Annotated in this window: 19 protein-coding genes and 1 riboswitch; of the genes, 8 read left to right on the forward strand and 11 right to left on the reverse strand. The window is 67.9% G+C overall.

Features of this window, described 5'->3' with window-relative positions:
* Positions 1 to 226 precede the first annotated feature (226 nt).
* On the forward strand, positions 227 to 466 hold the full coding sequence (locus AK36_RS32780) for a hypothetical protein (RefSeq protein WP_124260295.1): 240 nt from the start codon (positions 227 to 229) through the stop codon (positions 464 to 466).
* 260 nt (positions 467 to 726) lie between these two features.
* Here the strand turns inward: AK36_RS32780 and AK36_RS08865 are convergent, their stop codons facing one another.
* On the reverse strand, positions 727 to 2,538 hold the full coding sequence (locus AK36_RS08865) for an ExeM/NucH family extracellular endonuclease (protein ID WP_045578301.1): 1,812 nt from the start codon (positions 2,536 to 2,538) through the stop codon (positions 727 to 729).
* Between the two features lie 216 nt (positions 2,539 to 2,754).
* A riboswitch (yybP-ykoY riboswitch) is annotated at positions 2,755 to 2,890 on the forward strand.
* A gap of 142 nt (positions 2,891 to 3,032) precedes the next feature.
* On the opposite strand from AK36_RS08865, the gene AK36_RS08870 reads away from it, so the two are divergent.
* Positions 3,033 to 4,043 carry a sodium:calcium antiporter gene (locus AK36_RS08870; protein WP_034193685.1) on the forward strand — a complete coding sequence of 337 codons (1,011 nt, stop codon included), beginning with the start codon at positions 3,033 to 3,035 and terminating at the stop codon, positions 4,041 to 4,043.
* 43 nt (positions 4,044 to 4,086) lie between these two features.
* Here the strand turns inward: AK36_RS08870 and AK36_RS08875 are convergent, their stop codons facing one another.
* Positions 4,087 to 4,725: a glutathione S-transferase C-terminal domain-containing protein gene (locus AK36_RS08875; protein WP_045578302.1), complete on the reverse strand. Its 639-nt coding sequence runs from the start codon at positions 4,723 to 4,725 to the stop codon at positions 4,087 to 4,089.
* 141 nt (positions 4,726 to 4,866) lie between these two features.
* Here AK36_RS08875 and AK36_RS08880 point away from each other — a divergent pair, with 141 nt between their 5' ends.
* From AK36_RS08880 to AK36_RS08895, 4 genes are all read left to right on the forward strand, one after another.
* Complete coding sequence (locus tag AK36_RS08880; RefSeq protein WP_041494052.1) at positions 4,867 to 5,196, forward strand: winged helix-turn-helix transcriptional regulator; 330 nt, start codon at positions 4,867 to 4,869, stop codon at positions 5,194 to 5,196.
* Positions 5,197 to 5,242: 46 nt separating this feature from the next.
* On the forward strand, positions 5,243 to 5,611 hold the full coding sequence (locus tag AK36_RS08885; protein WP_011881280.1) for a hypothetical protein: 369 nt from the start codon (positions 5,243 to 5,245) through the stop codon (positions 5,609 to 5,611).
* Positions 5,612 to 5,834: 223 nt separating this feature from the next.
* A complete protein-coding gene (locus AK36_RS08890; RefSeq protein ID WP_045578303.1) occupies positions 5,835 to 7,226 on the forward strand; it encodes an MFS transporter in 1,392 nt (463 codons plus the stop codon).
* 576 nt (positions 7,227 to 7,802) lie between these two features.
* Positions 7,803 to 8,687: a helix-turn-helix transcriptional regulator gene (locus AK36_RS08895; RefSeq protein WP_045578304.1), complete on the forward strand. Its 885-nt coding sequence runs from the start codon at positions 7,803 to 7,805 to the stop codon at positions 8,685 to 8,687.
* Between the two features lie 40 nt (positions 8,688 to 8,727).
* On the opposite strand, the gene AK36_RS08900 is transcribed toward AK36_RS08895, so the two are convergent.
* Complete coding sequence (locus AK36_RS08900) at positions 8,728 to 8,928, reverse strand: hypothetical protein (protein ID WP_034193691.1); 201 nt, start codon at positions 8,926 to 8,928, stop codon at positions 8,728 to 8,730.
* A gap of 30 nt (positions 8,929 to 8,958) precedes the next feature.
* Entirely contained in the window at positions 8,959 to 10,278 is a 1,320-nt protein-coding gene (locus tag AK36_RS08905) for a DUF3422 family protein (protein ID WP_041494256.1), read from the reverse strand.
* Positions 10,279 to 10,438: 160 nt separating this feature from the next.
* On the opposite strand from AK36_RS08905, the gene AK36_RS08910 reads away from it, so the two are divergent.
* Positions 10,439 to 11,314, forward strand: coding sequence for a LysR family transcriptional regulator (locus tag AK36_RS08910; RefSeq protein ID WP_011881275.1), 876 nt, complete (start codon positions 10,439 to 10,441; stop codon positions 11,312 to 11,314).
* A gap of 30 nt (positions 11,315 to 11,344) precedes the next feature.
* Here AK36_RS08910 and AK36_RS08915 read toward each other — a convergent pair whose 3' ends face one another.
* The 4 genes from AK36_RS08915 to AK36_RS08930 all read right to left on the reverse strand — a co-directional run bounded on the left by AK36_RS08915 (position 11,345) and on the right by AK36_RS08930 (position 15,715).
* Complete coding sequence (locus AK36_RS08915) at positions 11,345 to 11,911, reverse strand: hypothetical protein (RefSeq protein WP_014724365.1); 567 nt, start codon at positions 11,909 to 11,911, stop codon at positions 11,345 to 11,347.
* Positions 11,912 to 12,043: 132 nt separating this feature from the next.
* Positions 12,044 to 12,532, reverse strand: a complete 489-nt coding sequence (locus AK36_RS34725) for a hypothetical protein (RefSeq protein ID WP_174479782.1) — start codon at positions 12,530 to 12,532, stop codon at positions 12,044 to 12,046.
* Between the two features lie 594 nt (positions 12,533 to 13,126).
* Positions 13,127 to 14,848 (reverse strand): ubiquinone-dependent pyruvate dehydrogenase, encoded by a 1,722-nt coding sequence (gene poxB, locus AK36_RS08925; protein ID WP_045578306.1) that lies wholly within the window; start codon positions 14,846 to 14,848, stop codon positions 13,127 to 13,129.
* A 366-nt stretch (positions 14,849 to 15,214) separates the two neighbouring features.
* Positions 15,215 to 15,715: an Lrp/AsnC family transcriptional regulator gene (locus AK36_RS08930; RefSeq protein ID WP_011881271.1), complete on the reverse strand. Its 501-nt coding sequence runs from the start codon at positions 15,713 to 15,715 to the stop codon at positions 15,215 to 15,217.
* Between the two features lie 188 nt (positions 15,716 to 15,903).
* On the opposite strand from AK36_RS08930, the gene AK36_RS08935 reads away from it, so the two are divergent.
* Positions 15,904 to 16,920: a 1-aminocyclopropane-1-carboxylate deaminase gene (locus tag AK36_RS08935; protein ID WP_011881270.1), complete on the forward strand. Its 1,017-nt coding sequence runs from the start codon at positions 15,904 to 15,906 to the stop codon at positions 16,918 to 16,920.
* Positions 16,921 to 16,974: 54 nt separating this feature from the next.
* Here AK36_RS08935 and AK36_RS08940 read toward each other — a convergent pair whose 3' ends face one another.
* From AK36_RS08940 to AK36_RS08950, 3 genes are all read right to left on the reverse strand, one after another.
* Positions 16,975 to 20,355: an ATP-binding protein gene (locus AK36_RS08940; protein ID WP_045578307.1), complete on the reverse strand. Its 3,381-nt coding sequence runs from the start codon at positions 20,353 to 20,355 to the stop codon at positions 16,975 to 16,977.
* Between the two features lie 93 nt (positions 20,356 to 20,448).
* Positions 20,449 to 21,123, reverse strand: a complete 675-nt coding sequence (locus AK36_RS08945) for a response regulator (RefSeq protein ID WP_011881268.1) — start codon at positions 21,121 to 21,123, stop codon at positions 20,449 to 20,451.
* A gap of 334 nt (positions 21,124 to 21,457) precedes the next feature.
* Positions 21,458 to 21,646 carry a hypothetical protein gene (locus AK36_RS08950; RefSeq protein WP_085954502.1) on the reverse strand — a complete coding sequence of 63 codons (189 nt, stop codon included), beginning with the start codon at positions 21,644 to 21,646 and terminating at the stop codon, positions 21,458 to 21,460.
* Position 21,647: the final 1 nt, after the last annotated feature.

The raw sequence follows: 21,647 nt of genomic DNA on the forward strand, positions 1-21,647 counted from the left end.
GATACCGCTTCACACAGGCCGTCGTCGCCGGCAACGAACGCACAGGCGCACCCGCCACTCGCGTTGCACGGTCGGCAGACGGCGGTTGGGGATTGGACTTCTTCGAGAGACCGAATTCGCTACGGACACGGCAAACTGCTGGCGGAGAATGATGCCGAGACGCCGCCCCCTTGCAGTTTTGAATACTTTTTTATTACGCGGTTTTACGACACCACAAAAATAGGCGGTGCTGCGCCGCGTTGTCAAAGATCATTCGGATATTAAAAAATCGCCGATGATGCAAACGGCCGTCAGTGTCTGGGATTTGAAAGACCGCGGCGCAGGCCCGCGTGGGCAGCGGCAGGAGAGCCGTTTCGTATTCGACGCGAGCGCCGTCACCCTTGTCGCACGGCGTTCTACGAAACGACGCATCGCGCGGCGAATGCTTTCAGATCGGCAAATCGTCTCTTTCGTTTTTATTATTTAAAACCGATTCGAATGGCGCGCTGATTTTAATCCGCGACCGCCCATAAAATACCGATTCAAATCGGTTTCAGGTTGGCGAGTGGAATTATTTACACGATGACGGAATCGCATCGCGAGCGACGCGGCATCGGCGACGCGGCTGAATGAACCGATATTCTCGTGAACCGTGGCGCATCGTATTGCGGATCGCCCGCGAATGACGCGGGCGACCCATGAAGCGGAGAAAATGGCGGCGATGTGCGGCGTCACCGCCGCCCACGCTCAGCGCGCGCGGCCCGGCAGCGCGATGTCGATCAGCACCGGATCGTGATCCGACGACCGATATGCATCGGGCGCGTAGTAGGTCTTCTGCTGGTCGGCCGACTTGTAGGCGAGCGTGTACTGCAGCGCGAGCGGCTCGTCCGCGTTGATGTGCCACTCGTGCACGGCCTTCACGTGCGCGGCGAGCGGCAGCGACGCGAGCGCGTGATCGAGATAACCGGCCTCGCCGTTGTACACGTAGCTGTACGCGTTCGCGCCGATCCAGCGCGACACGAGGTTGCGGTAGCCGCGCGATTCGAGCGTGCGGATCGGGTCTTCATGCGTGTAGCTGTTGAAATCGCCGATCAGCAGCGTGCCTTGCCCGGCGACGCCGGTTGGCGTGCCGGCCAGCCAGTCGGCGAGTTTCGCGGCCGCACGCGTGCGCGTCGCGTTCCAGCAGCCCTGGCCGTCGCCCTGGTCGAGGTCGTCGTTCGCCGCATCGGGGCAGTTCTTCGACTTCAGATGATTGACGGCGATCGTCAGCGCGTGCCTGCCGCCGATGCGGCGGAACGATTGCGCGAGCGGCTGGCGGTTCCGCTCGTCGATCGCCAGCGTCGCCGCGCGGCCGACCGGTTCGACCGTGCGGCTGTCGTAGATCATCGCGACCGCGATCGCGTCGCCGCCCAGACGCGACGTGCCCGGATCCACCACGCGCCAGCGGCTGCCGAGCTTCGCCGCGAGCTGGCGCACCGCGCCCAGTTCGCCGTAGCCGTTGTTCTGGATCTCCATCAGGCCGATCACGTCGGCATCGAGCGCCTGCAGCGCGCTGACGATCTTCGCCTCCTGACGCTGGAATTCCTCGTAAGTCTTCGCGCCGCGGTTGTTCGGATCGTCGAAGCCGCCGCCCAGCCCGTTGCCGTTGAAGTAATTGAGCACGTTGAACGACGCGACGCGCAGATTCGAGTTCGGATCGCGCGCGGGCGCGCGGGTGCGCGGGTTCGCACGCGCGTCGAACGCCGGCGCGGCCGCGCCGGGCAGCGGCTGCACGCGCCACGCGCCGTAACGCACCTCGAGCACGCCGTCGACGCCGCGCACCGTGTAGCCCGAGCGCAGCGTGTTCGCCGCCGACAGCGCGGGCGCCGGATACGGGACGCTCGCCGGGTTCTGCCGGTTCGAGCCGTCGTCGAGAATCAGCCGGTTGCGCGCGTTCGCGTCCATCAGCGTGCGCGCCTGCGCCGGCGGCACCACGCTCGTCGGCGTGCGCAGGCGGCCGTTGCTCAGCAGCACGCTGCCGTAGCGGCCCAGCTCGTAGTTGTCGGTGACGGTCAGCGTCTGCGGCAGGCGCACGCGCATCCCTTCATACGCGGCGAACGCGGCCGGGTTGTCGACCGGCAGCGTCAGCGTCGCCGGCGTGACCGTCTGGCCGTTCGCGCACACCGCGATCGCGCCGGCCAGCGTGAGCTGCGTCTGCCCGTATTTCTCTTCGACCTTGCCGGTCACGTGAACGAGATCGCCGGCCGTCGCGCGCGTCTTCGGCGCATAGACGAACAGCCCTTCGGACACGCCCGGCTGATTGCGCCGCTGCGCGTCGGCCTGCTGGACGAAGAAGCCGCCGAAGCCGTCCGCGCCGCCGAAGTCGGCGGTGACGACCGCTTCGATCGACACGTTCTGGCCGGCGAGCGGCGACGGCGCGCCGGGCCCCTGGATGTCGGCGATCGGCGTCGTGCTGCCGCCGCAGTTCGCGCTGACGGGCGCGGCGGTGGCGGCAACGACGGGCGCGGCGAGCGCGGGCAGCAGCAGGAGCGGCGCAAACAGGCGAAGTGTCGAGCGCATGACGGGAAACCCGGTTGTGAGTGTGCCGAAAGCTTAGCCGCGGTCGATGACAGTTGTTAGTAACCAAACGACAGATGGATGTAATGTGCGGCACGGCGCTTGCTCCGCGATACGGTACGCACGTTCGTCGGCAGCCGGCCCGCCGTGCAGGCCCGAATGCAGCCCCGAGCGCATGCCCGCACCAGCTTGCCGAAAGCATCGGGCTCGGCTAGACTGCCGTTCGTCTTTGGGGAGTAGCCTGCTTTCCGCTCTGGAAAGCGAACGTGTCAACATACTCGGCTTGCGGCCGTGGCGCGTTCGGCCGAATCGGCTTGGCGAGACCATCGACGCATCGCGCCGTTCCGGGTCGGACGTCGGCAGATGCGTCATGGTTCGTCAACGTCCGACCACGGAGCCCCCATGTCCTTCGTCCCTTTCCCGTCGCGCTTCGTCCGCTTCCGCCATCCCGCCAACGCCAACGCCAACGCCAACCCGCGCGCGTGCGGAGGTGCCGCATGACGTTGATGCTCGTCGAACTGGCGTTCATGCTGATCGTCATCCTGATCGCCGCCGAACTCTTCACCAATGCGCTCGAACATCTCGGCGAACGCCTGAAGATCTCCGAAGGCGTGACGGGTTCGCTGTTCGCGGCCGTCGGCACCGCGCTGCCCGAGACGACGGTGCCGCTGCTCGCGCTGATCGGCGGCACGTCGAACGCCGCGGTGAACGAGGAAATCGGCGTCGGCGCGATTCTCGGCGCGCCGCTGATGCTCGCGACGCTCACCACCTTCCTGATGACGCTCGCCGTGATCCGCTCGCGCGGCGTGACCGGCACCATCGCACCCGAGCGCAGCGGCTTCGTGCGCGACCTGAACTACTTCATCGCCGCGTTCACGCTCGCGACGGTCGCGATGTTCGTCCCGCATCACGTCTGGGCGGTGCGCGCGATGCTCGGCGCGATGCTGGTCGGCATCTACGTGATGTACGTGGTGATGACGCTGCGCGCGTCGACGCAGCTCGTCGACGCCGGGCACGGCACCGAGGCGCCGCACACGATGTTCCTGTCGCGCACCGGGCTGCCGACCAATCTGGCGACCATCGCGCTGCAGCTCGCCGTCGGCGTCGCGCTGCTGGTCGGCGGCGCGAAGGGCTTCATTCACGGCGTCGACGGCGTGTCGCAACTGCTCGGCATCTCGCCGCTGCTGCTGTCGCTGATCATCGTGCCGATCGCGACCGAGCTGCCGGAGAAGGTCAACAGCGTGCTGTGGATTCGCCGCTCGAAGGACACGCTCGCGTTCGGCAACATCACCGGCGCGATGGTGTTCCAGGGCACGCTGCTGCCGGCGATCGGCATCATGCTGACGCCGTGGGAGCCGCGCGCCGAAGTGCTGACCGGCGTGGTCATCACGCTCGCGGCGGCAGTGTGGCTGCGCGTCAATGCGCGGGCGCGCGGGCTCGCGATCTGGGCGCTGCTCGCGAACGGCGCCGGCTATGCCGGCTATCTGTACGTGACGCTCACGCGTTGAATGCGCGCGGGCCTCGCCATTCACGCCGGGGCCCGCGCGTCGGTCAGGCGGCGTTCGCCAGCCCGTCGGCCTGCAGCACCTGCTGTACGGCCGCCCGCGCCCGCACACGCTCGTACCAGCTGCGCAGGTTCGCATGGCGGCTCAGGTCGATGTCCGCGTCGTACACCGAGCGCAGCCAGCCGGCCTTGCCCCAGCCGGTCAGCGCGAACAGATACGCATCGGCGATCGTGAAGGTGTCGCCCGTCAGATACGTGTGGCCGTCGAGCTGCCGGTCGATCCATGCAAAGCGGCTGTCGAGCTTCCGGCGCACCGGATCGACGTATTTGCCCGCCTGTACCGCGTACAGCAACGGAATGAACCCCTTGTGGATCTCCGTGCCGAGGAAGTTCAGCCATTCCATCAGCCGGTAGCGCGCGAGCGCTCCGTATGCCGGCGCGAGTCCGGCTTCGGGGCGCCGGTCGGCCAGATACTGCGCGATCACGGGGCCTTCGCGCAGCGTGGTGCCGTCGTCGAGCACGAGCAGCGGCACGTAGCCGAGTTCGTTCACGGCACGATAGTCGCGGCCATCGTCGAACCGATGCCGGCGCGCGTCCACCGTGACGATCTGCGCGTCGAATTGCGCTTCGCGCAGCACGATGCAGATCGCCTGCGAGCAGCTGCCGGGAGCGTGATAGAGCTTCATGCGTTTCCTTGTGTGAATGTTTCGTATCTCTCTCGATTCGCCGCGACGCGGGCGCTAATATCTCGCATCGGCGCGGCGCTGAGAAGAAGGCAGTCGTTTGTGCCGTAGTCACAAAAAAGTTACCGACGCAGAGTCATCAGCATGAAAACGAGTGCGACAGGATGTTCCGTGGAAGAATCGATGCGGCTGCTCGGCGGCCGCTGGCGGCTGCTGCTCGTGTCGTATCTGCTCGATGGGCCGAAGCGCTTCAGCGATCTGCGTCGCGACATGCCGGGCATCTCGCAGCGGATGCTGACGCTCGACCTGCGTGCGCTCGAAGACGCCGGCCTCGTGCGACGCACCGTGTATCCCGAAGTGCCGGTGCGGGTCGAGTACGATCTGAGCGCGGACGGCGACCGGCTGCGCCCCGTCGTCGAAACGATGCGCGAATTCGGGCTGTGGCTGAAGGCGCGACACGTGACGGCGGATTGACGCGCATGCGCCGCTGCAGCGGTTTCCCTACCTCGAGAGAAACATCATGGAACTACACGCCACGCTCGGCGCCGCGACGGCCGACGTCGACGACGACGAGAGCTTCGCGAACCTCTACTGCTTCGACGCGGAGCAGGACTACTGCTTCTCGCTGCTGCGATTCCCGGACGACACGACGATCGAGGTGATGGTGCGCGACCAGCTCACCGCGCGCGTGGACGATCTGTCCGTCCGCCTGACGGAACGCACGCTCGAAGTCGAGCTCGACGAACGCACCGCCGCGCGACTCGACGGCAATACGCATTACGTGATTCATCTGGCGCCCGGCGAACATGATCGCGCGGTGCTGCGCGCCGCGCTGGCGGAAATCTTCGACGGCAAGCGCGGATATCGCGACGACACCGCGAGCGCGTGACGCGCCGACATCGGCGCGGGATCGCCGAGATATGACGCGCGGCGCGTATGACGAACCGCGCGCGCAGGCATCTCCACATATTGCGCGCGCAACGTCCCATTAATAGGGATGACTGTCCAGATGTTGACGCGCGCGGTACGCGGGCCATAACGTTGTTCCGATGCCATTGAATACGGCCGTCCCGTCACGCGGGCACGCGCCGCACAAGCACAGGAGACGACCCGTGGCCCATTCCGCGTCACGCACCCATGCCGCGCCGTCGGAGCAAGCGCGCGCGGGCGCCGATTCCGCAGCGCCCGACGCTCGCGCGTCCGCTGCATTTACCGCATCCACCGCGCCGGCCGGCCGCAAGCGCATGGTCATCCTCGCGCTGCTGTTCGTCACGGTGGTGATCAACTACCTCGACCGCAGCAACCTGTCGATCGCCGCGCCCGCGCTGTTCAAGGAGCTGAACATCGACCCCGTGCGCGCGGGCCTGGTGTTTTCCGCATTCGGGTGGACCTACGCGCTGATGCAGATACCGGGCGGCTGGCTCGTCGACAAGGTGTCGCCGCGCGTGCTGTATGCGCTCGCGCTCGCGCTGTGGTCGGCCGCGACGCTGCTGCTCGGCTTCGTCGGCTCGTTCGTCGGGCTGATCGTGCTGCGGCTCGCCGTCGGCGCGCTGGAAGCGCCGGCCTATCCGATCAACAACCGCGTGGTCACGACGTGGTTCCCCACCCGCGAACGCGCGGGCGCGATCGGCGGCTACACGTCCGGGCAGTTCGTCGGCCTCGCGTTCCTCACGCCGGTGCTCGCGTGGTTGCAGCAGCACCTCGGCTGGCACATGGTATTCGTCGCGACCGGGCTCGCCGGCATCGCGTGGGCCGCGATCTGGTACGCGCTGTATCGCGAGCCGCGCGCGTTTCGCGGCCTCAACGCAGCGGAGCTCGCGCTGATCCGCGACGGCGGCGGCCTCGTCGATCTCGAAGACCGCATCGCCGCGCGGCCCGAACGTGTGCCGTCGACGTGGCGCGACCTCGGCGTCGTGCTCGGGCGGCGCAAGCTGTGGGGCATCTATCTCGGCCAGTTCGCGCTGAACTCGACGCTGTGGTTCTTCCTCACGTGGTTCCCGACCTACCTCGTCAAATATCGCGGCATGGACTTCATCAAGTCCGGCTTTCTCGCGTCGCTGCCGTTTCTCGCCGCGTTCGTCGGCGTGCTGTGCTCGGGCGTGCTGTCGGACTGGCTGATGCGGCGCGGCGCGTCGCAAGGCTTCGCGCGCAAGCTGCCGATCATCTCGGGGCTGCTGATCTCCACCTGCATCATCGGCGCGAACTACGTCACGTCGACCGGCTGGGTGATCGCGTTCATGACCATCGCGTTCTTCGGCAACGGCTTCGCGTCGATCACGTGGTCGCTCGTGTCGGGCCTCGCGCCCGCGCGGCTGCTCGGGCTCACCGGCGGCGTGTTCAACCTGATCGGCAATCTGTCCGCGATCGCGACGCCGATCGTGATCGGCCTGCTCGTCGACGGCGCGGACTTCTCGCGCGCGATCACCTACATCGCGGCGATGGCGCTTGCCGGCAGCCTGTCGTACGGGTTGCTGGTCGGCAAGGTCGAGCGGATCGAGGCGTAAGGAGCGGCCCCGAACCGATCTTGTGGTCGCGCCGACGATCGGGCTGGGCGCGGCACGCCGAGCGAAGCGGTAGCTGCCGGCCTGCGTTCGGCCGCGTGGCCGCCACACGCACGGCGGCTGTCGTGCAGGCTTCCGACGCAGGGCTGTGCGAACGCGCGGATGCGTCGGTTCTCGGCCGGTACGGCAGCACGTCGTCATCGACTAACTGGATCGACTAAGGCACGCCGAGCGGGGCGGTAGCTGCCGGCCTGCATTCGGCCGCGTGCCGGCCACACGCAAGGCCGCTGTGGCGCAGGCTTCCCACGCAGGGCTGTGCGAACGCGCGGATGCGTCGGTTCTCGGCCGGTACGGCAGCACGTCGTCATCGAGTAATTGGATCGACTAAGGCTCACGCGCCGCGCTCGAAAACGCGCCGACGCCGCCGCTCCTTTACACTGCCCGTTACGCCGGCCTTCACGGCCGCCGGAACGCGTCGTCCGACGCGCGGAGCCATCGCCCGCCGCCCCGTGGTTCCCCGTGATGACGCCCGACGCCGCAACCGCTACAATCGCGCCCGCTTCCTACCGAGAGACCCGCATGCCGCTCGACATGAACGCCTGCCACCGCGACGACGACCGCTTCGACGTGTCGTTCAAGGCGCTGGGCAAGCTGATCGAGACGGTCGGCACGCCGCATTTCGTGCCGCACCTCACGCGGCTGCTGAACGACGTCGTGCCGCTCGACGTCGCGCACGTCGAACGCTCGCGCGTCGACGGCGCGATGCCGACCGGTTACCGCTGCGAATGGATCGGCAGCAGCGGCATCGGCACCGCGACCGCCGAAATCTCCGACGTGATGACGCTCTACTACGAGCGCTTTCTCGACAGCGACCCGCTGTTCGCCGGGCTACGCGGCAAGACCGGCACGATGCTGGTCGTGCGCGACATCGCGGCGATCCCGCCCGGCGAATTCCGTCAGCGGCTGTTCGACGACGTGCGTATCGGCCACGAATGCGTGCTCGCGCGCGGCACGCGCTACGCGCAGCATTCGATCGCGCTCGAACGCGGTCGCGACCGCCCGCCGTTCACGCTCGCCGAGATGAACCGCTTTCGCAGCATCAGCGACGTGCTGTTTCCGCTGCTCGAACTGCATGCGTCGACCACCGCCGCGCGCCGTATCGCGCATCCGGCCGCCGACCTGCATCCGCTCGCGCAGTTCGACGCGCGGCTCGCCGCCGACGGCGCGAAGCTGTCGAAGCGCGAATACGAAACCTGCAAGCATCTGCTCTCGGGCAAGACCGTGCCGGAGACGGCCGACATCCTCGGCGTGCGTGTGGCGACGGCCGAGTCGTACGTGAAGCGCGCGTTCGCGAAGCTGGGCGTGCGAACCAAGCGCGAGCTCGCCGCATGGGGAGCCGCCGCGCCGGGGTCCCGCCGCGCCGCGCGAGAGGCGGACGACGTGCCGCCCGCGCGGGGCGAATGATCGGTGCGAGCGACGCGCGCGCCCTATCGCCGAAGCCGCTTCAGTTGTAGCCGAGAATCGCGACCGCCGCGACCTCCGGCCGATCGACCGTGCCGCCGACGAGCGACGTCATCGGCTCCTGCAGCACCGCATGGTACGAGGTCGCGCGTACCTCTTGCGATGCGTCGGCGTCGTACTGCGGCGGCGCGTCGAATGCGTGACGACCTGCGACGTTGCCGGTTTGCGATTGCGTAAAAGTCATCTCCACTCCTTTTGATATGTCGTTGGTGTTCTAGCTCGCCCGTTTCAACACCGGCGCATGCGCGGCTACGCCGTCATGCGCGGTTTCGGCGCGCGCGAGCTGGGCGCGCGTGCGTCGCGTGACGTGAATCACCGCGAACACGACCGGTGCGATCAGCAGACCTTCCGCCAGCTCGGGATCGACCGGCAGGTTCATCACGTGCAACGCCTTGAACGCCGCGGTGGCGAGCGACAGCACGTAATACGAGATCGCGGCCACCGACAGCCCTTCGACCGCGTGCTGCAGATGAAGCTGGTTGCGCGCGGTGCGCTCCATGCCGACGAGCAGGCGCGTGACGTCCTGTTCCTGCGCCAAGTTCACGCGCGTGCGCAGCAGGTCGACCGCGCGCGCGATGCGCGCCGCGATCTGCTCGTGACGCGCCCACACGCTGCGGCAGGTTTCCATCGCCGGCGCGAAGCGCCGTTCCATGAATTCGGCGATCGTCGGCATCCCTTCGATGCGCTCCTCGCGCAACTCGTGAATGCGCGCCAGCACGAGCTTCTCGTACGCGCGCGACGCGCTGAAGCGCGCGCCCGAGCCGGACAGCGCTTCGACCCGCACCGCGAGATGCGTGAGCTTCACGAGCAGCGCGGCGTCGTCGCCGTCGGCGCCACCGGCGTCCATGCGCTGCATCAGCGCATGCAGCGCCGTATGGATGTCGTCGAGCTCGCGGCTCATGCGCCGCGCGACCGGCAGCGCGAGCAGCGCCATCATCCGGTACGTCTCGATTTCGTAGAGGCGCTGCAGCAGACGGCCGCCCTGCTCCTCGCGGAAATCCTCGTCGATCACGAGCAGGCGCATGAAGCCGTCGTCGCGCACGTGCCAGTCGCAGAACACCTTGCCGCCGCCGAGCACGCTGCTGCCGACCAGCGCCGGCCCGTCGATCCAGCGGCGCAGCTCGCCGCGCACGAGCCGCGCGGCATCGCCCGACAGCAGCTCCATGCGCACCGCGACGAAGCGGATGCCCGCGAGCCGCGCGAACCATGCAGGCGGAACGCCTTCGATGGCGAGATCGTCGAAATAGCCGGTGTCGCGGCGTGGCGCGACGAACGTGAAGGTCGAGAATTCGGTGTGACGCTCCCACTTCACGTACCAGCCGCACGGCGACTGCACCGCATGGTGGGTCGCACCTTCGTGCGGCGCGTCGAGGCCGGTATCGCGGCACAGCGCGTGCAGCAGCGTTTCGTGGATGTCGGGCTGGCCGTCCGCGTAGATCGCGTAGTGCGTGAGCGACACGGCTTCGGCGATCCGCAGGAACGGCCGCGCATGCAATTCAGCGGCCAGTGCGGCGCGCAACGGATGATCCATCATCGATACACCACTCTGTTCGGTTCGACGCGGCGTGCCGGCAGGCCCGCGCGATCGCCGCGCCGCATCGGGCGATACGGCCAGCGTGTTTTCACTATGGCAGACACGCTGCGACAATAAAAACGCATAATGCTGATCGTTACGTTCAGCTTTCCTGATACCGATGAAGATGCTCGATCACGAGGTTCTGGCCACGGTCGTCGCCGTTGCGGAAACCGGCAACATGACCCGCGCCGCCGAAGCGGTGAACCGCTCGCAATCGGCCGTGAGCATGCAGATCAAGAGCCTCGAGGAAGCGATCGGCCGACCGCTGTTCGTGCGCAAGCCGCGCAGCATCGTGCTGACGCGCGAGGGCGAGGTGCTGCTGGGATTCGCGAGGCGCATGCTGGCGTTGCGCGACGAAGCGTGGGCGGCCGTGGTGCGGCCGGAGGTGACCGGCAAGGTCGTGATCGGCGTGCCGGACGACTATGCGTCGTCGCTGCTGCCGTCGGTGCTGAAGAAGTTTTCGGCGACCTATCCGAAGGTCGAGATCCAGGTGATCGGGCTGCCGAGCAGCGCGCTCGCGCCGCTGCTGAAAGACGGCACCGTCGATCTGGTGTGCGGCACGCGGATCAAGGGGCTGTCGGGCGACTTCATCCGCCACGAGCCGATGGCGTGGGCCGCGATGACGAACGGGCCGCGCGTGTGGGAGGAGCGACCGTTGCCGATCGCGGTGTTCATGCCGGGCAGCGTCGCGCGGGAGAATGCGATCCGCAGCCTCGAACGCGCGAAGCTGCCGTTTCGCACGTCGTACGAAAGCCCGAGCCTGCTCGGGCTGCTCAGCATGGTGGAAGCCGGCCTCGCGGTCGCGCCGCTCGCGCGCTGCGCGATCCCCGCGCAGCTGTCGATGCTCGGCCGCTCGCACGGGCTGCCCGACCTGCCGCCGCTCGAGCTGATACTCGCGCGCAGCACGAAGTCGAAGCGGCCGCCGTGCGACTTTCTCGCCGAACAACTGATGGAAGACCTGCAGCGGCAAACCGGCCAGGCCGGCGACGCCTGAACGTCGGTCAGGCGCGCGCTGCGCCGGTCGTCACGACTCGCGCGGGCACGGCTGGCCGGCCACGGCGAGCGCCGCGTTGACGATGCCGGCCACCGCGTCGACGAGCGCTTCCAGCGTGTCGCCGTGCACGTGCCGCGCGGCCGGTGGAACGTATTCGTGGCGTCGGCCGCCCCACTGGGAGCCCGCCGTCACCGACAGCGTCGCGCCGAACCGGTTGCCGTGCCGCCGGCCGAAGATGCCGACGCGCTCGTCACCCAGATACGCCTGCTCCGGAAGAGACAGGCGGATTTCGGCCGCAACCTGCTCGGGATCGCCGGCGCGCGTCTGCGCATCGACCGTCGGCGCGAACACCTTCGCGATCCGGAAGGTCACGTGCGAATCCCATGCGGCCAGCGGGCCGCCGGCCGCGTCGACGCGCTCGAGGTCGACCGACCATTGATGACGATCCGGCAACCGGATCGCCTGACGCAGCAGCACGTCTGCCGCGCGCACCGTCATCAGCAACTGCCGGGCCAGCTGTGTGCCCGACGGCAGCGTCACCGCGCGCACGCGACGGCTTGCCGAGCGCGCGGTGTGCACTTCTTCTGTGAGGTACATGCATCCTCCGTGTCCAGGGCCAGCGCCGCGTACGACGCGACGCACAATCGTCCACCGCAGCCGGCCGAGGAAGGGCACGGCGATCGGCAAAAAGGTGGCGGATCCAACCAGCAATCGGCGTTCCCGGGGCGGCTAGGCTTGTTCCGTGCGGTCCGGGGGGCCCACGCGGTCCACGGGTCGGACGAGCGGACCGATGATCGCGTCGGTCTGCTGCGCCATCAGCATGTGCAGCGTGAAGTCCAGATCTTCCGGCGCGATCTCGAGCTGCACGCGGATCGCGTCGCGCCCGGCGGTCGCGCCGACGACATACGCGCCGAGCGGCGAATGCAGCAGCGCTGCGAGCCGCGCCGCATGGGCGCTCAGCGTGACCGGCAACTGCACGCGGGCGCGCGGCGACGTGAACGCCACGGCACTGCGGCAAGCTGGGGACGGCGAACGGGCGGAAACGCCGTCGGACGTGGAGACGGGAAGAATGAGGGTCATGGCGCGAGCGGGAGGCATCTCCGGCGATTGAACACGATCGAGCTTAGAGGCCCGCGCATAAACACCATGCAAAAAAACGGCACTGCGGTGCAAAAAACGGTACGCCGATGTCGATGGGCGGCGGGTGTCGACACGCAATCAGCGCGCCGGCCGGGGATCGCGCTTTGCCAAGCGTGCGGGGAATGGCAGGACAGCCGGTCGCGCCGGCGACGCTCACGCGGCTCGTCACGCCGGCCCGATCGCGCCCCGTTGCCGATGGCCCGCGCGGCCAGATGAGCTGTATCCCGATTGAAAGAAAGTCGGCGCTACGTCGCTCATTCGACGACGAATCCCCGCAGCATCACGGAAATGCCCCGCGACGTAGCGTTTCAACGGAACGCCGGCTCACCAACCGTCGAAATCTCGCCTGAACGCGCAGACGAACCCACCGTGCCGGCGCGGCTTGCTCGGCTCGGCTCGGCTCGGCTCAGCTCGCTTAGCTGGCTTGGCTTGGCTTGGCTTGGCTTGGCTTGGCTGGGCTTGGCTGGGCTGGGCTGGGCTGGGCTGAGCTTGGCTGGGCTGGGCTGGGCTGGGCTGAGCCGGGCTGAGCCGGGCTGGGCCGGGCTGGGCCGGGCTGGGCCGGGCTGGGCCGGGCTGGGCCGGGCTGACCTGGGCGTGGCGCGCAGCGTCGGCCGCCCGCCGGGCGCGCATCCGTCGCATCTATCGCGCCCCGCCGCGCCCCCACCCCGCCCCTCAGCGCAGATTTGTCCGCGCGAGTTCCACGATCTCGTCGCCGCGACCGCTCAGGATCGCGCGCAGCATGAACAGGCTGAAGCCCTTTGCATGCGCGAGTTCGATCTTCGGCGGCATCGCGAGCTCGTACTTCGACGTGACGACGTCGACGAGCGCCGGCCCGTCGTGCTCGAACGCGCTGCGCAGCGCTTGAGCGACGTTCTCCGAATGCTCGACGCGCACGCTGAAGATCCCCGCGCCTTTCGCGATCGCCGCGAAATCGGTCGCGCTCAGATCGACGTTGGTGTCGAGATAGCCGGCGGCCTTCAACTCCATCGACACGAAGCCGAGCAGGCTGTTGTTGTACACGACGACCTTGATCGGCAGATTGAGCTGGCGCGCGGTCAGCAGATCGCCGAGCAGCATCGACAGCCCGCCGTCGCCGGACAGCGACACCACCTGCCGCCCCGGATGCGCGCCCTGTGCGCCGAGCGCCTGCGGCATCGCGTTGGCCATCGAGCCGTGATTGAACGACCCGTGCAGCTGCCGCTTGCCGTTCATCGTCAGGTAGCGCGCGGCCCATAGCGTCGGCGTGCCGACGTCGGCCGTGAAGATCGCGTCCTCCCCAGCGATTTCGTCGACGAGCTTCGTCAGATACTGCGGATGGATCGCGCGGCCCGGCGGCTCCGGCACGGCGAGATCGTCGAGGCTCTTGCGGGCGGCCGCGTAGTGCTTCAGCGCGTTCTCCAGGAAGCGCCGCTGCGTCTTGCGCGTGAGGCGCGGCAGCAACGCCGCGATCGTCTCCTTCACCGTGCCGACGAGCCCGAGCGTGAGCGGCGCGCGGTGGCCGAGCTGCGAGCCCTTCCAGTCGATCTGCGCAATCTTCGCGTGGGCCGGATAGAACGGCCGATACGGAAAGTCAGTGCCGAGCATCAGCAGCGTGTCGCACGACTCCATCGCGTGATAGCCGGAGCTGAAGCCGATCAGCCCCGTCATCCCGACGTCGAAGGGGTTGTCCCATTCGACGAACTGCTTGCCGCGCAGCGCATGCACGACCGGCGCGCCGAGCATGTCGGCGAGCGCGACCACTTCGTCGTGCGCGCCCTGCGTGCCGCTGCCGCAGAGCAGCGTCACCGCGTCCGATTCGTTGAGCAGCGCCGCGAGCCGGTCGAGATCGGCGTCCGCGGGGAGGATCGACGGCGGCGCCGATACGCTCCACGACGGCGGCTCCTGCGGGCCGTCGCCGAGCGCAATGTCGCCCGGCAGCACGATCACCGCGACGCCGCGCTCCTCGATCGCGGTGCGCATCGCGCGCGCGAGCACGCGCGGAAACTGCGACGCGTTGGTTACGAGTTCCGCGAAATGGCTGCACTCGCGGAACAACTCCTGCGGGTGCGTCTCCTGGAAGTAGCCGAGGCCGATCTCGGTCGACGGAATGTGCGCAGCGATCGCGAGCACCGGCTGGTGGTTGCGATGGCAATCGTACAGGCCGTTGATCAGGTGCAGGTTGCCCGGCCCGCAGCTGCCGGCGCACACGGCGAGGCGCCCGGTCGACGCGGCGTCCGCGCCGGCCGCGAATGCCGCGCTTTCCTCGTGCCGCGTGTGCATCCAGCGGATCGAGCCCATCTGGGCGAGGCTGAACGACAGCCCGTTCAGGCTGTCGCCCGTCACGCCCCAGATGCGCTCGACGCCCGCTGCCGCCAGCGTCTTCGCCAGGTATTCCGCCATTGTTTGTCCAGCCATGGTGCCCTCGCTCGTTGATGGTCGTCGCACGAATGAATGATCCGGCTCGCGGCGGCACCGGCCGCCGCCGGGTCGAGCATACGCGAACGCCCAATTACGCGTCGTGACGGTGCGTGCGGGCCGCCGGCATGCGGCGGCGGCGTGATGACGGGCCATGCGGCGCTGTCGCGGCGGCCGGGCGCGGACGGCGTTAGCGTTGCGCGGCGGAAGCCACGCCGCGCTATATCGGCAACGCGTGCGTCGACAGGATTTCCTTGAGCACGATGGACGAGCGGTCCTGGCGCACGATGGTCGTTCCGTCGCTGTCGCTGTCGCGGCGGGCGGATGCGGGCGGCATTCGCACCGCGCGGCGAACGTCACGCGCCGCTATATCGGCAGCGCGTGCGTCGACAGAATTTCCTTGAGCACCATGAACGAGCGCACCTGGCGCACGCCGGGCAGATACAGCAGTTGCTCCGCATGCAGCCGATTGAAGCTCTCGTTGTCGCGCGTGCGGACCAGCATGAAGTAGTCGAATTCGCCCGTCACCACGTGACATTCGACGCATCCCGACACCTTCTGCGCAGCCTTCTCGAACGCGGCGAACGCTTCGGGCGTCGAGCGGTCGAGCACGAAACCGATCACGACCAGCATCCCGGCGCCGAGCGGCTTCGGGTCGAGCAACGCAACGATGCCGCGGATCAACCCCATCTCCTTGAGCCGCTCCACGCGCCGCAGGCACGCCGGCGCGCTCAGCTTCACGCGCGCGGCGAGGCGCACGTTCGAGATCGACGCGTCCTGCTGCAGTTGCTTGAGGATCGCGCGGTCGATGCGATCGAGCGCCGGCGCGGCATCGACGGGCGACGCGCGACCACGAGTTAATTTCATTGCGCCTCCTGGCGTTTTTACGAATCAGAATTGCTCCACGCATTGCAGTTTGAACGATAACGTAGGCCAACGCCCATTTACTTCGCAAGCTCATTTCTCGCGCTCTTGCCTATCATTTTTCGATCAGCGCGCGGCACAACACGCATCACGCCTCCGCGCTTCCGCCCACCGTCCTTCGGAGCCCGTCGATGAACCTGCAACGTTTTCCCCGCTACCCGCTCACGTTCGGCCCGACGCCGATCCAGCCGCTCAAGCGCCTGAGCGCGCACCTCGGCGGCAAGGTCGAGCTGTATGCAAAGCGCGAGGACTGCAACAGCGGTCTCGCGTTCGGCGGCAACAAGACGCGCAAGCTCGAATACCTGATCCCCGATGCACTCGCGCAAGGCGCCGACACGCTCGTGTCGATCGGCGGCGTGCAGTCGAATCAAACGCGCCAGGTCGCGGCCGTCGCCGCGCATCTCGGGATGAAGTGCGTGCTCGTGCAGGAGCACTGGGTCAACTACGACGATCCGGTCTACGATCGCGTCGGCAACATCCAGTTGTCGCGCATGATGGGCGCCGACGTGCGGCTCGTCGCCGACGGCTTCGACATCGGCATTCGCCGCAGCTGGGAAGATGCGATGGAAAGCGTCCGGCAGGCCGGCGGCAAGCCCTATCCGATTCCGGCCGGCTGCTCCGAGCATCCGCTCGGCGGGCTCGGCTTCGTCGGCTTCGCAGAGGAGGTGCGCGAACAGGAGGCGCAGCTCGGCTTCCGGTTCGATTACGTCGTGGTGTGCTCGGTGACCGGCAGCACGCAGGCGGGGATGGTGGTCGGCTTCGCGGCCGACGGACGCGCGGATCGCGTGATCGGCATCGACGCATCGGCAACGCCCGAGCGCACGCGCGAGCAGATCACCCGCATCGCGCGGCATACGGCCGAACTGGTCGAACTCGGCCGGCCGATCGCAGACGCGGACGTCGTGCTCGACACGCGCTACGCGGGCCCCGAGTACGGGTTGCCGAACGACGGCACGCTGGAGGCGATCCGGCTGTGCGCGCGTCTGGAAGGCGTGTTGACGGACCCCGTCTACGAAGGCAAATCGATGCACGGGATGATCGACATGGTGCGTCGCGGGGAATTCGAGCCGGGATCGAAGGTGCTGTATGCGCATCTCGGCGGAGTGCCTGCGCTGAGCGCCTACGCGGAGATCTTTCGCGACGGCTGAGCGGTGCGAGGCGCGTCGTGTCGCGAGCCGCCGACGCGTCGCGCCCCACTTGCTTCATGCGGGCTCGCTCCCTGTTCCCGAGCCGGCTGCACGCAGACGCTCGGCCGACCGCTCGATGGCCGCGCGACACGCCGGCCATGCCGCCCGCAGCGCGGCGGTTCGGCCCTGCGAGAAGATCCGCTCGGCATGCGCGCAAGCGGCGCCAGCGACGATATCGCCGGCCAGCGCGAAACCGCCGCGCATCGAATGCAGCTCCACGCGGATGCGCTCGACGTCTCCGCGCGGCAGCGCGTCGTCGATCAATGCCAGAGACAGCAGCGTCGCGGTCCGCAAATTCTCGCGGATCTCGTCGGTCATCGGCGGTATCGGCCGGTCGCCCGAATCGGCAGAATCGCCCGTAGACGACCGGGCCGCCGCAGCGCGCCTCGCGTGCCGCGTCAGCACCGCGTCGAGCGCATCGATCGACAGCGGCTTGAGCACCACTTCCACCGCACCGGCCTGCGCGCAGCGGCGACGGTCTTCGTCCGTGGCATGCGCGGTCATCGCGATCACCGGCACCTTCGCACCCTGTTCGCGCAGACAATTCGCGAGCGCGAAGCCGTCGAGTTCGGGCATGCCGAGATCGGTCAGCACCACGTCGAACGGCTGCGCGAAAAACGCGCGCATCGCTTCGATGCCGTTCGACACCAGCGTCGCATCGCAGTGCAGCGCGTCGAGCTGGTCGCGCAGCAAGGCGCGGCTCGCCGGATGATCTTCCGCGACGAGCACGCGCAGCGGCGTTTCGCCGTCGGCGCTGCTCTCTGGTGCCGGGGGCTGCGCGGGTGAGAGCGCCGACGTGGGGGTATGGGTTTCTGTCGGTTTGGGAGTCGCCGCGGGGCGGCTCGTTGCATTCATACGTATGGCAGCGGCCCTCGTTGCGGCCGCCATTGCGTCGGGTCCGGTTCTGTTGGCTTCTGTTCCGCTGGCTCCGGGTGCCTCGGCTTCCGTTCCCTCCGCGCCAGTTCCGTCGGCTTCCGTTCCCGTGGCCCCAGTTCCATCGGCTCCAGTTCCGTCGACCCGAGCCGCGTCGGCTCCCGTTACCTCAGCCTCAGTTGCCTCAGCGCCGGCCACCTCCGCGCGACGCGCCCCGGCCCCTTTCGCGCCGCTCGCCCTTGCATCAACCGCTGCGCGCCCCCGCAACGGCGCATCGGCCAGCGGCAGCGATGCCGTAAACACGGCGCCCGCCCCCGGCCGGCTTTCGACCGTCACGTCGCCGCCCATCAGCCGTGCGAGACGCCGGCACAGCGGCAACCCGAGCCCCGTGCCGCCGAAGCGCCGGTAAATCGACGCATCGGTCTGCACATAGACGTCGAACAACGTCGGCATGCTGTCCGGCTCGATGCCGATGCCCGTATCGCGCACCACGATTTCCACACCGCGCCCCGGCACGGCTGCCGGCAGCGCTTCGACCGTCACGCTGCCATGCTCGGTGAACTTGATCGCGTTGCTGACGAGGTTCGAAACGATCTGCCGCACGCGGGCCGGATCGCCGACGTACCCGTCGCCGAGCCCGGCCGCGATCACGCATTCGAGCCGCAGATGCTTCGCGTCCGCGAGCGCACGAAAAATCGCCGCAACTTCGTGCAGCACCGCGCGCAAATCGAACGGAACGGCTTCGAGTGCCATCTGGTTCGATTCCGCCTTCGACAGGTCGAGTACGTCGTTGATGGTGTGCAGCAACGCATCCGACGACGACATCACCGTCTGCAACCGTCGCCGTTCCGCCAACGGCAATTGCGCGCGCGCCATCAATTCGAGATTGCCGACGATCGCGTTCAGCGGCGTGCGGATCTCGTGGCTCATCGTCGCGAGGAACGTCGATTTCGCCTTGTTCGCATCCTCGGCCGCGGTGCGCGCCTCCTTCAGCTTGTCTTCGGTCAGCTTGCGCGCGGTGACGTCGGTCAGCGTGCACAGCAGCACGTCGACGCCGTGGAACATCGTCCGTACGACCTGCAATGCCAGATAAACCTTGCCGTGGTCCGCTTGCTCGACCGCCAGTTCGTGCTGCATCACGTCGAGCCTGCCGTCGCTGGCCGCCGCGCGCTCAAGGTACGCCTGCCAGATGCGCTTGCCGAGCCGCTGGCCGCCCGCGCCGCCGTCGTACGCGCGCACCGCGTCGTTGTGCACCATCGTCTCACCGTCCGCCGCCGACAGCAGCAACAAACCCGCGGGCGCATGACGGGCCAGCGTGCGGTTGAACGCCTCGCTCTCGATCAGGCGGATCGCACGCCGATGCGCGGGGCGCAGCGCGCGACGATCGAACAGCACGATCGCCGACCACAGCAGCACGATCCCGAGCAGCGCCGCGCCGAACGTGATGCCCAAGCCGACACGCATCTCCCGCACCATGCTGCGCCACGAGAAGCTCGTCATCATCACGAGGCCTGTGCCCGGCAGGCGATCGTAGACGACGAAGCGCGCGCCGACGCGCCGCACCGCGACGTGATCGCCGAGCGGCGCGCGCGCGTCGTGCAACGCGCGCTCGATCATCGACCGGTCGCGCTCGCGTCCGAACACGATGTCATGGCGCGCGTCGACGATCGCAACGTCTTCGTCGTCGGAACGCGGCGCCATCACGTCGTCGACACGATGCAAGCCGTTGATCACCAGCCAGCCGAACGGCCGGCCGGCCGCATCGTCGAGCCGGCGCGCGAAGCGCATGACGACCCGGCCCGACAGCGGATCGAGGCGTCGATCGAACACGAACGGACGGCTCTGCATCAGCGTCTTCTGCCGTGCGATGCCGGTCGGCATCAGCCCGTCGATCAGCGTGTGCAGGTCGGTGCCGGGCTCGAGCGTGTGCGCGCGCGGCACGAGTTCGGTGCCGAGCACGGCCAGAAACGGCGCATCGAGCCCGATCAGATAGCCACCGAGCGGTTCGCCGCCGGACACGAGCGCCGGCGGCAGCACGTGCCCGGATCGATCGTCCTGCCGGACCAGACCGAACAGCGCGCCGAGATAGCGCGCATACGATGGTGCGGGACGATCCGGCGTGAGCCGCGCGAGCGCGAGCAGCGTCTCGCTGCCGTCGCCGTTGCTCGCACCCAGCACGCCGCCGGCAGCAGAGAATTGCGCGAGCGCATCGGCAGACGGCCGCGCGCCCTGATTCCACAGCTGCTCGATCCTGCCGCCATAGGTCGCGAGCACCATGTCGGCCATCTCCAGCGTGCGGGAGAATTGCGCCTTGCGATAAAGGAACGTCAAACGGGCCTGCGCGCGATAGTCCTGCACGTCGAGCCGCGTGACGAGCAGCGCGCACATCAGGATGAACAGCGTCACCGCGAAGCCGCCGCCGTACAGCAGCAACTGCTGGTAGCGACGCGCGCGGCCGGGCTCGAACGGCTTGCGCCCCGCATTCGCGACCTGACTCGCGATGCGCTTCAGCTCGGCTGGCATGGGCGCTCCTTTACGCTGAACCGGAAGCCGAAGCCGAAACCACCGGCCGGGATGCGCCGCCGAATCGGCATCGTCGCAGCACGCATGCGGCGACTACGCATCGCTTACGGGTGCATCCGCCCCGCCCGCATCCGGAAGCTCGCGTTCGCTCGCATAGCGAATCAGGTCCGCGTCGCGCACGATGCCGAGCTTCTTCATCGCGCTCGACTTCTGCGAGCTGATCGTCTGCTTGCTGCGATGCAGCTGGACGGCAATCTCACCCACCGTCAGCCCGGCCCCGTACAACCGCACGACCTCGATCTCGCGCGCCGTCAGCGTCCGCGCGCCGGTCGGCGCTTCGGTGCAGGTCAGCAATTGCTTGACGACGGGAGACACATAGTTCGCGCCGACGTAAGCCGCATGCACCGCGCCCACCAGATGCGAAATCGCGTCGGACTTGCTGAGGATGCAGCCGACGCCCTGCCGTTGAATCGCATGCAGCACGCTCGGGTTGTCGATCATCGTGATCGTCACGAGATGCAGCGCCGGATAGCGCCGTTGCAGAAACGACAGCAACACGAGCCCATCGCCGTACTTGCCGCCCGGCATCACATAGTCGACGACCAGCACGTCGGCCTGCTGCGCGTCGAGCATTTCCACCAGATCGGTCGAATTCGAGACAGTGCCGAGCAACCGGATCGTGCTGCTCCCAGCGAGCGCCTGGGACATCCCGAGTGCTGACGCCGGATGATCGTCCGCCACCAACACTCGCACAAAAAATTCATCCATCTGCGTTCTTCTCCCGATACAGGCGCTCGACCTGCGATGTCGCACAATGCGTCGCAATTCGAATCGATTCCGCAACACGGTTCGTGTTACGGCCTTCGGCGGACCGAGCGGCGCGCGGTCCAATTCTAAAATAACGGGTGCGCCGCGCTTTGCGCCAACCGCACCTCGCGGCCTGCCGCAGCGAGGATCGCCACACGAACCCGTCGCGAGGCGAGATGACCGCGCAGGGCGTTGCGCCACGATCCGCCGCCGCTCGACGCTCGCGCAAAACCGATCGGCGGCGCCGACGACGCCGTCGATCCAACGTGCTGCGCGACACGATCGCCAGCAGTCGCTAATGTCCGGACACCGGCTCGTCCGGCTGCCCCGCTCGTTCGCCCGCGGCGTGCTGCCACTCGGCAATGACGCGCCGCCGCTGCGCCGGCGACATCATCATGAATTCGTTCAGCCTGGTCAGGAAATCCCGACGGGACTTCTCCGGCAACGTCGCGAACGCAAGCAGCAGCCCGAACACCTTTCCCATA

The sequence above is a fragment of the Burkholderia vietnamiensis LMG 10929 genome (genome assembly GCF_000959445.1).
Lineage (GTDB): Bacteria > Pseudomonadota > Gammaproteobacteria > Burkholderiales > Burkholderiaceae > Burkholderia > Burkholderia vietnamiensis.

Bases quoted from the DNA above. Each gene is read 5' to 3' on its own strand.
- poxB (WP_045578306.1), bottom strand. From the start codon at position 14,848: ATGGCTGGACAAACAATGGCGGAATACCTGGCGAAGACGCTGGCGGCA.
- AK36_RS08930 (WP_011881271.1), bottom strand. From the start codon at position 15,715: ATGAAATTAACTCGTGGTCGCGCGTCGCCCGTCGATGCCGCGCCGGCG.
- AK36_RS08885 (WP_011881280.1), top strand. From the start codon at position 5,243: ATGGAACTACACGCCACGCTCGGCGCCGCGACGGCCGACGTCGACGAC.
- AK36_RS08945 (WP_011881268.1), bottom strand. From the start codon at position 21,123: ATGGATGAATTTTTTGTGCGAGTGTTGGTGGCGGACGATCATCCGGCG.
- AK36_RS08905 (WP_041494256.1), bottom strand. From the start codon at position 10,278: ATGATGGATCATCCGTTGCGCGCCGCACTGGCCGCTGAATTGCATGCG.
- AK36_RS08865 (WP_045578301.1), bottom strand. From the start codon at position 2,538: ATGCGCTCGACACTTCGCCTGTTTGCGCCGCTCCTGCTGCTGCCCGCG.
- AK36_RS08875 (WP_045578302.1), bottom strand. From the start codon at position 4,725: ATGAAGCTCTATCACGCTCCCGGCAGCTGCTCGCAGGCGATCTGCATC.
- AK36_RS08915 (WP_014724365.1), bottom strand. From the start codon at position 11,911: ATGTACCTCACAGAAGAAGTGCACACCGCGCGCTCGGCAAGCCGTCGC.
- AK36_RS08950 (WP_085954502.1), bottom strand. From the start codon at position 21,646: ATGGGAAAGGTGTTCGGGCTGCTGCTTGCGTTCGCGACGTTGCCGGAG.
- AK36_RS08940 (WP_045578307.1), bottom strand. From the start codon at position 20,355: ATGCCAGCCGAGCTGAAGCGCATCGCGAGTCAGGTCGCGAATGCGGGG.
- AK36_RS08895 (WP_045578304.1), top strand. From the start codon at position 7,803: ATGCCGCTCGACATGAACGCCTGCCACCGCGACGACGACCGCTTCGAC.
- AK36_RS08910 (WP_011881275.1), top strand. From the start codon at position 10,439: ATGAAGATGCTCGATCACGAGGTTCTGGCCACGGTCGTCGCCGTTGCG.
- AK36_RS08900 (WP_034193691.1), bottom strand. From the start codon at position 8,928: ATGACTTTTACGCAATCGCAAACCGGCAACGTCGCAGGTCGTCACGCA.
- AK36_RS08870 (WP_034193685.1), top strand. From the start codon at position 3,033: ATGACGTTGATGCTCGTCGAACTGGCGTTCATGCTGATCGTCATCCTG.
- AK36_RS08935 (WP_011881270.1), top strand. From the start codon at position 15,904: ATGAACCTGCAACGTTTTCCCCGCTACCCGCTCACGTTCGGCCCGACG.
- AK36_RS08880 (WP_041494052.1), top strand. From the start codon at position 4,867: ATGAAAACGAGTGCGACAGGATGTTCCGTGGAAGAATCGATGCGGCTG.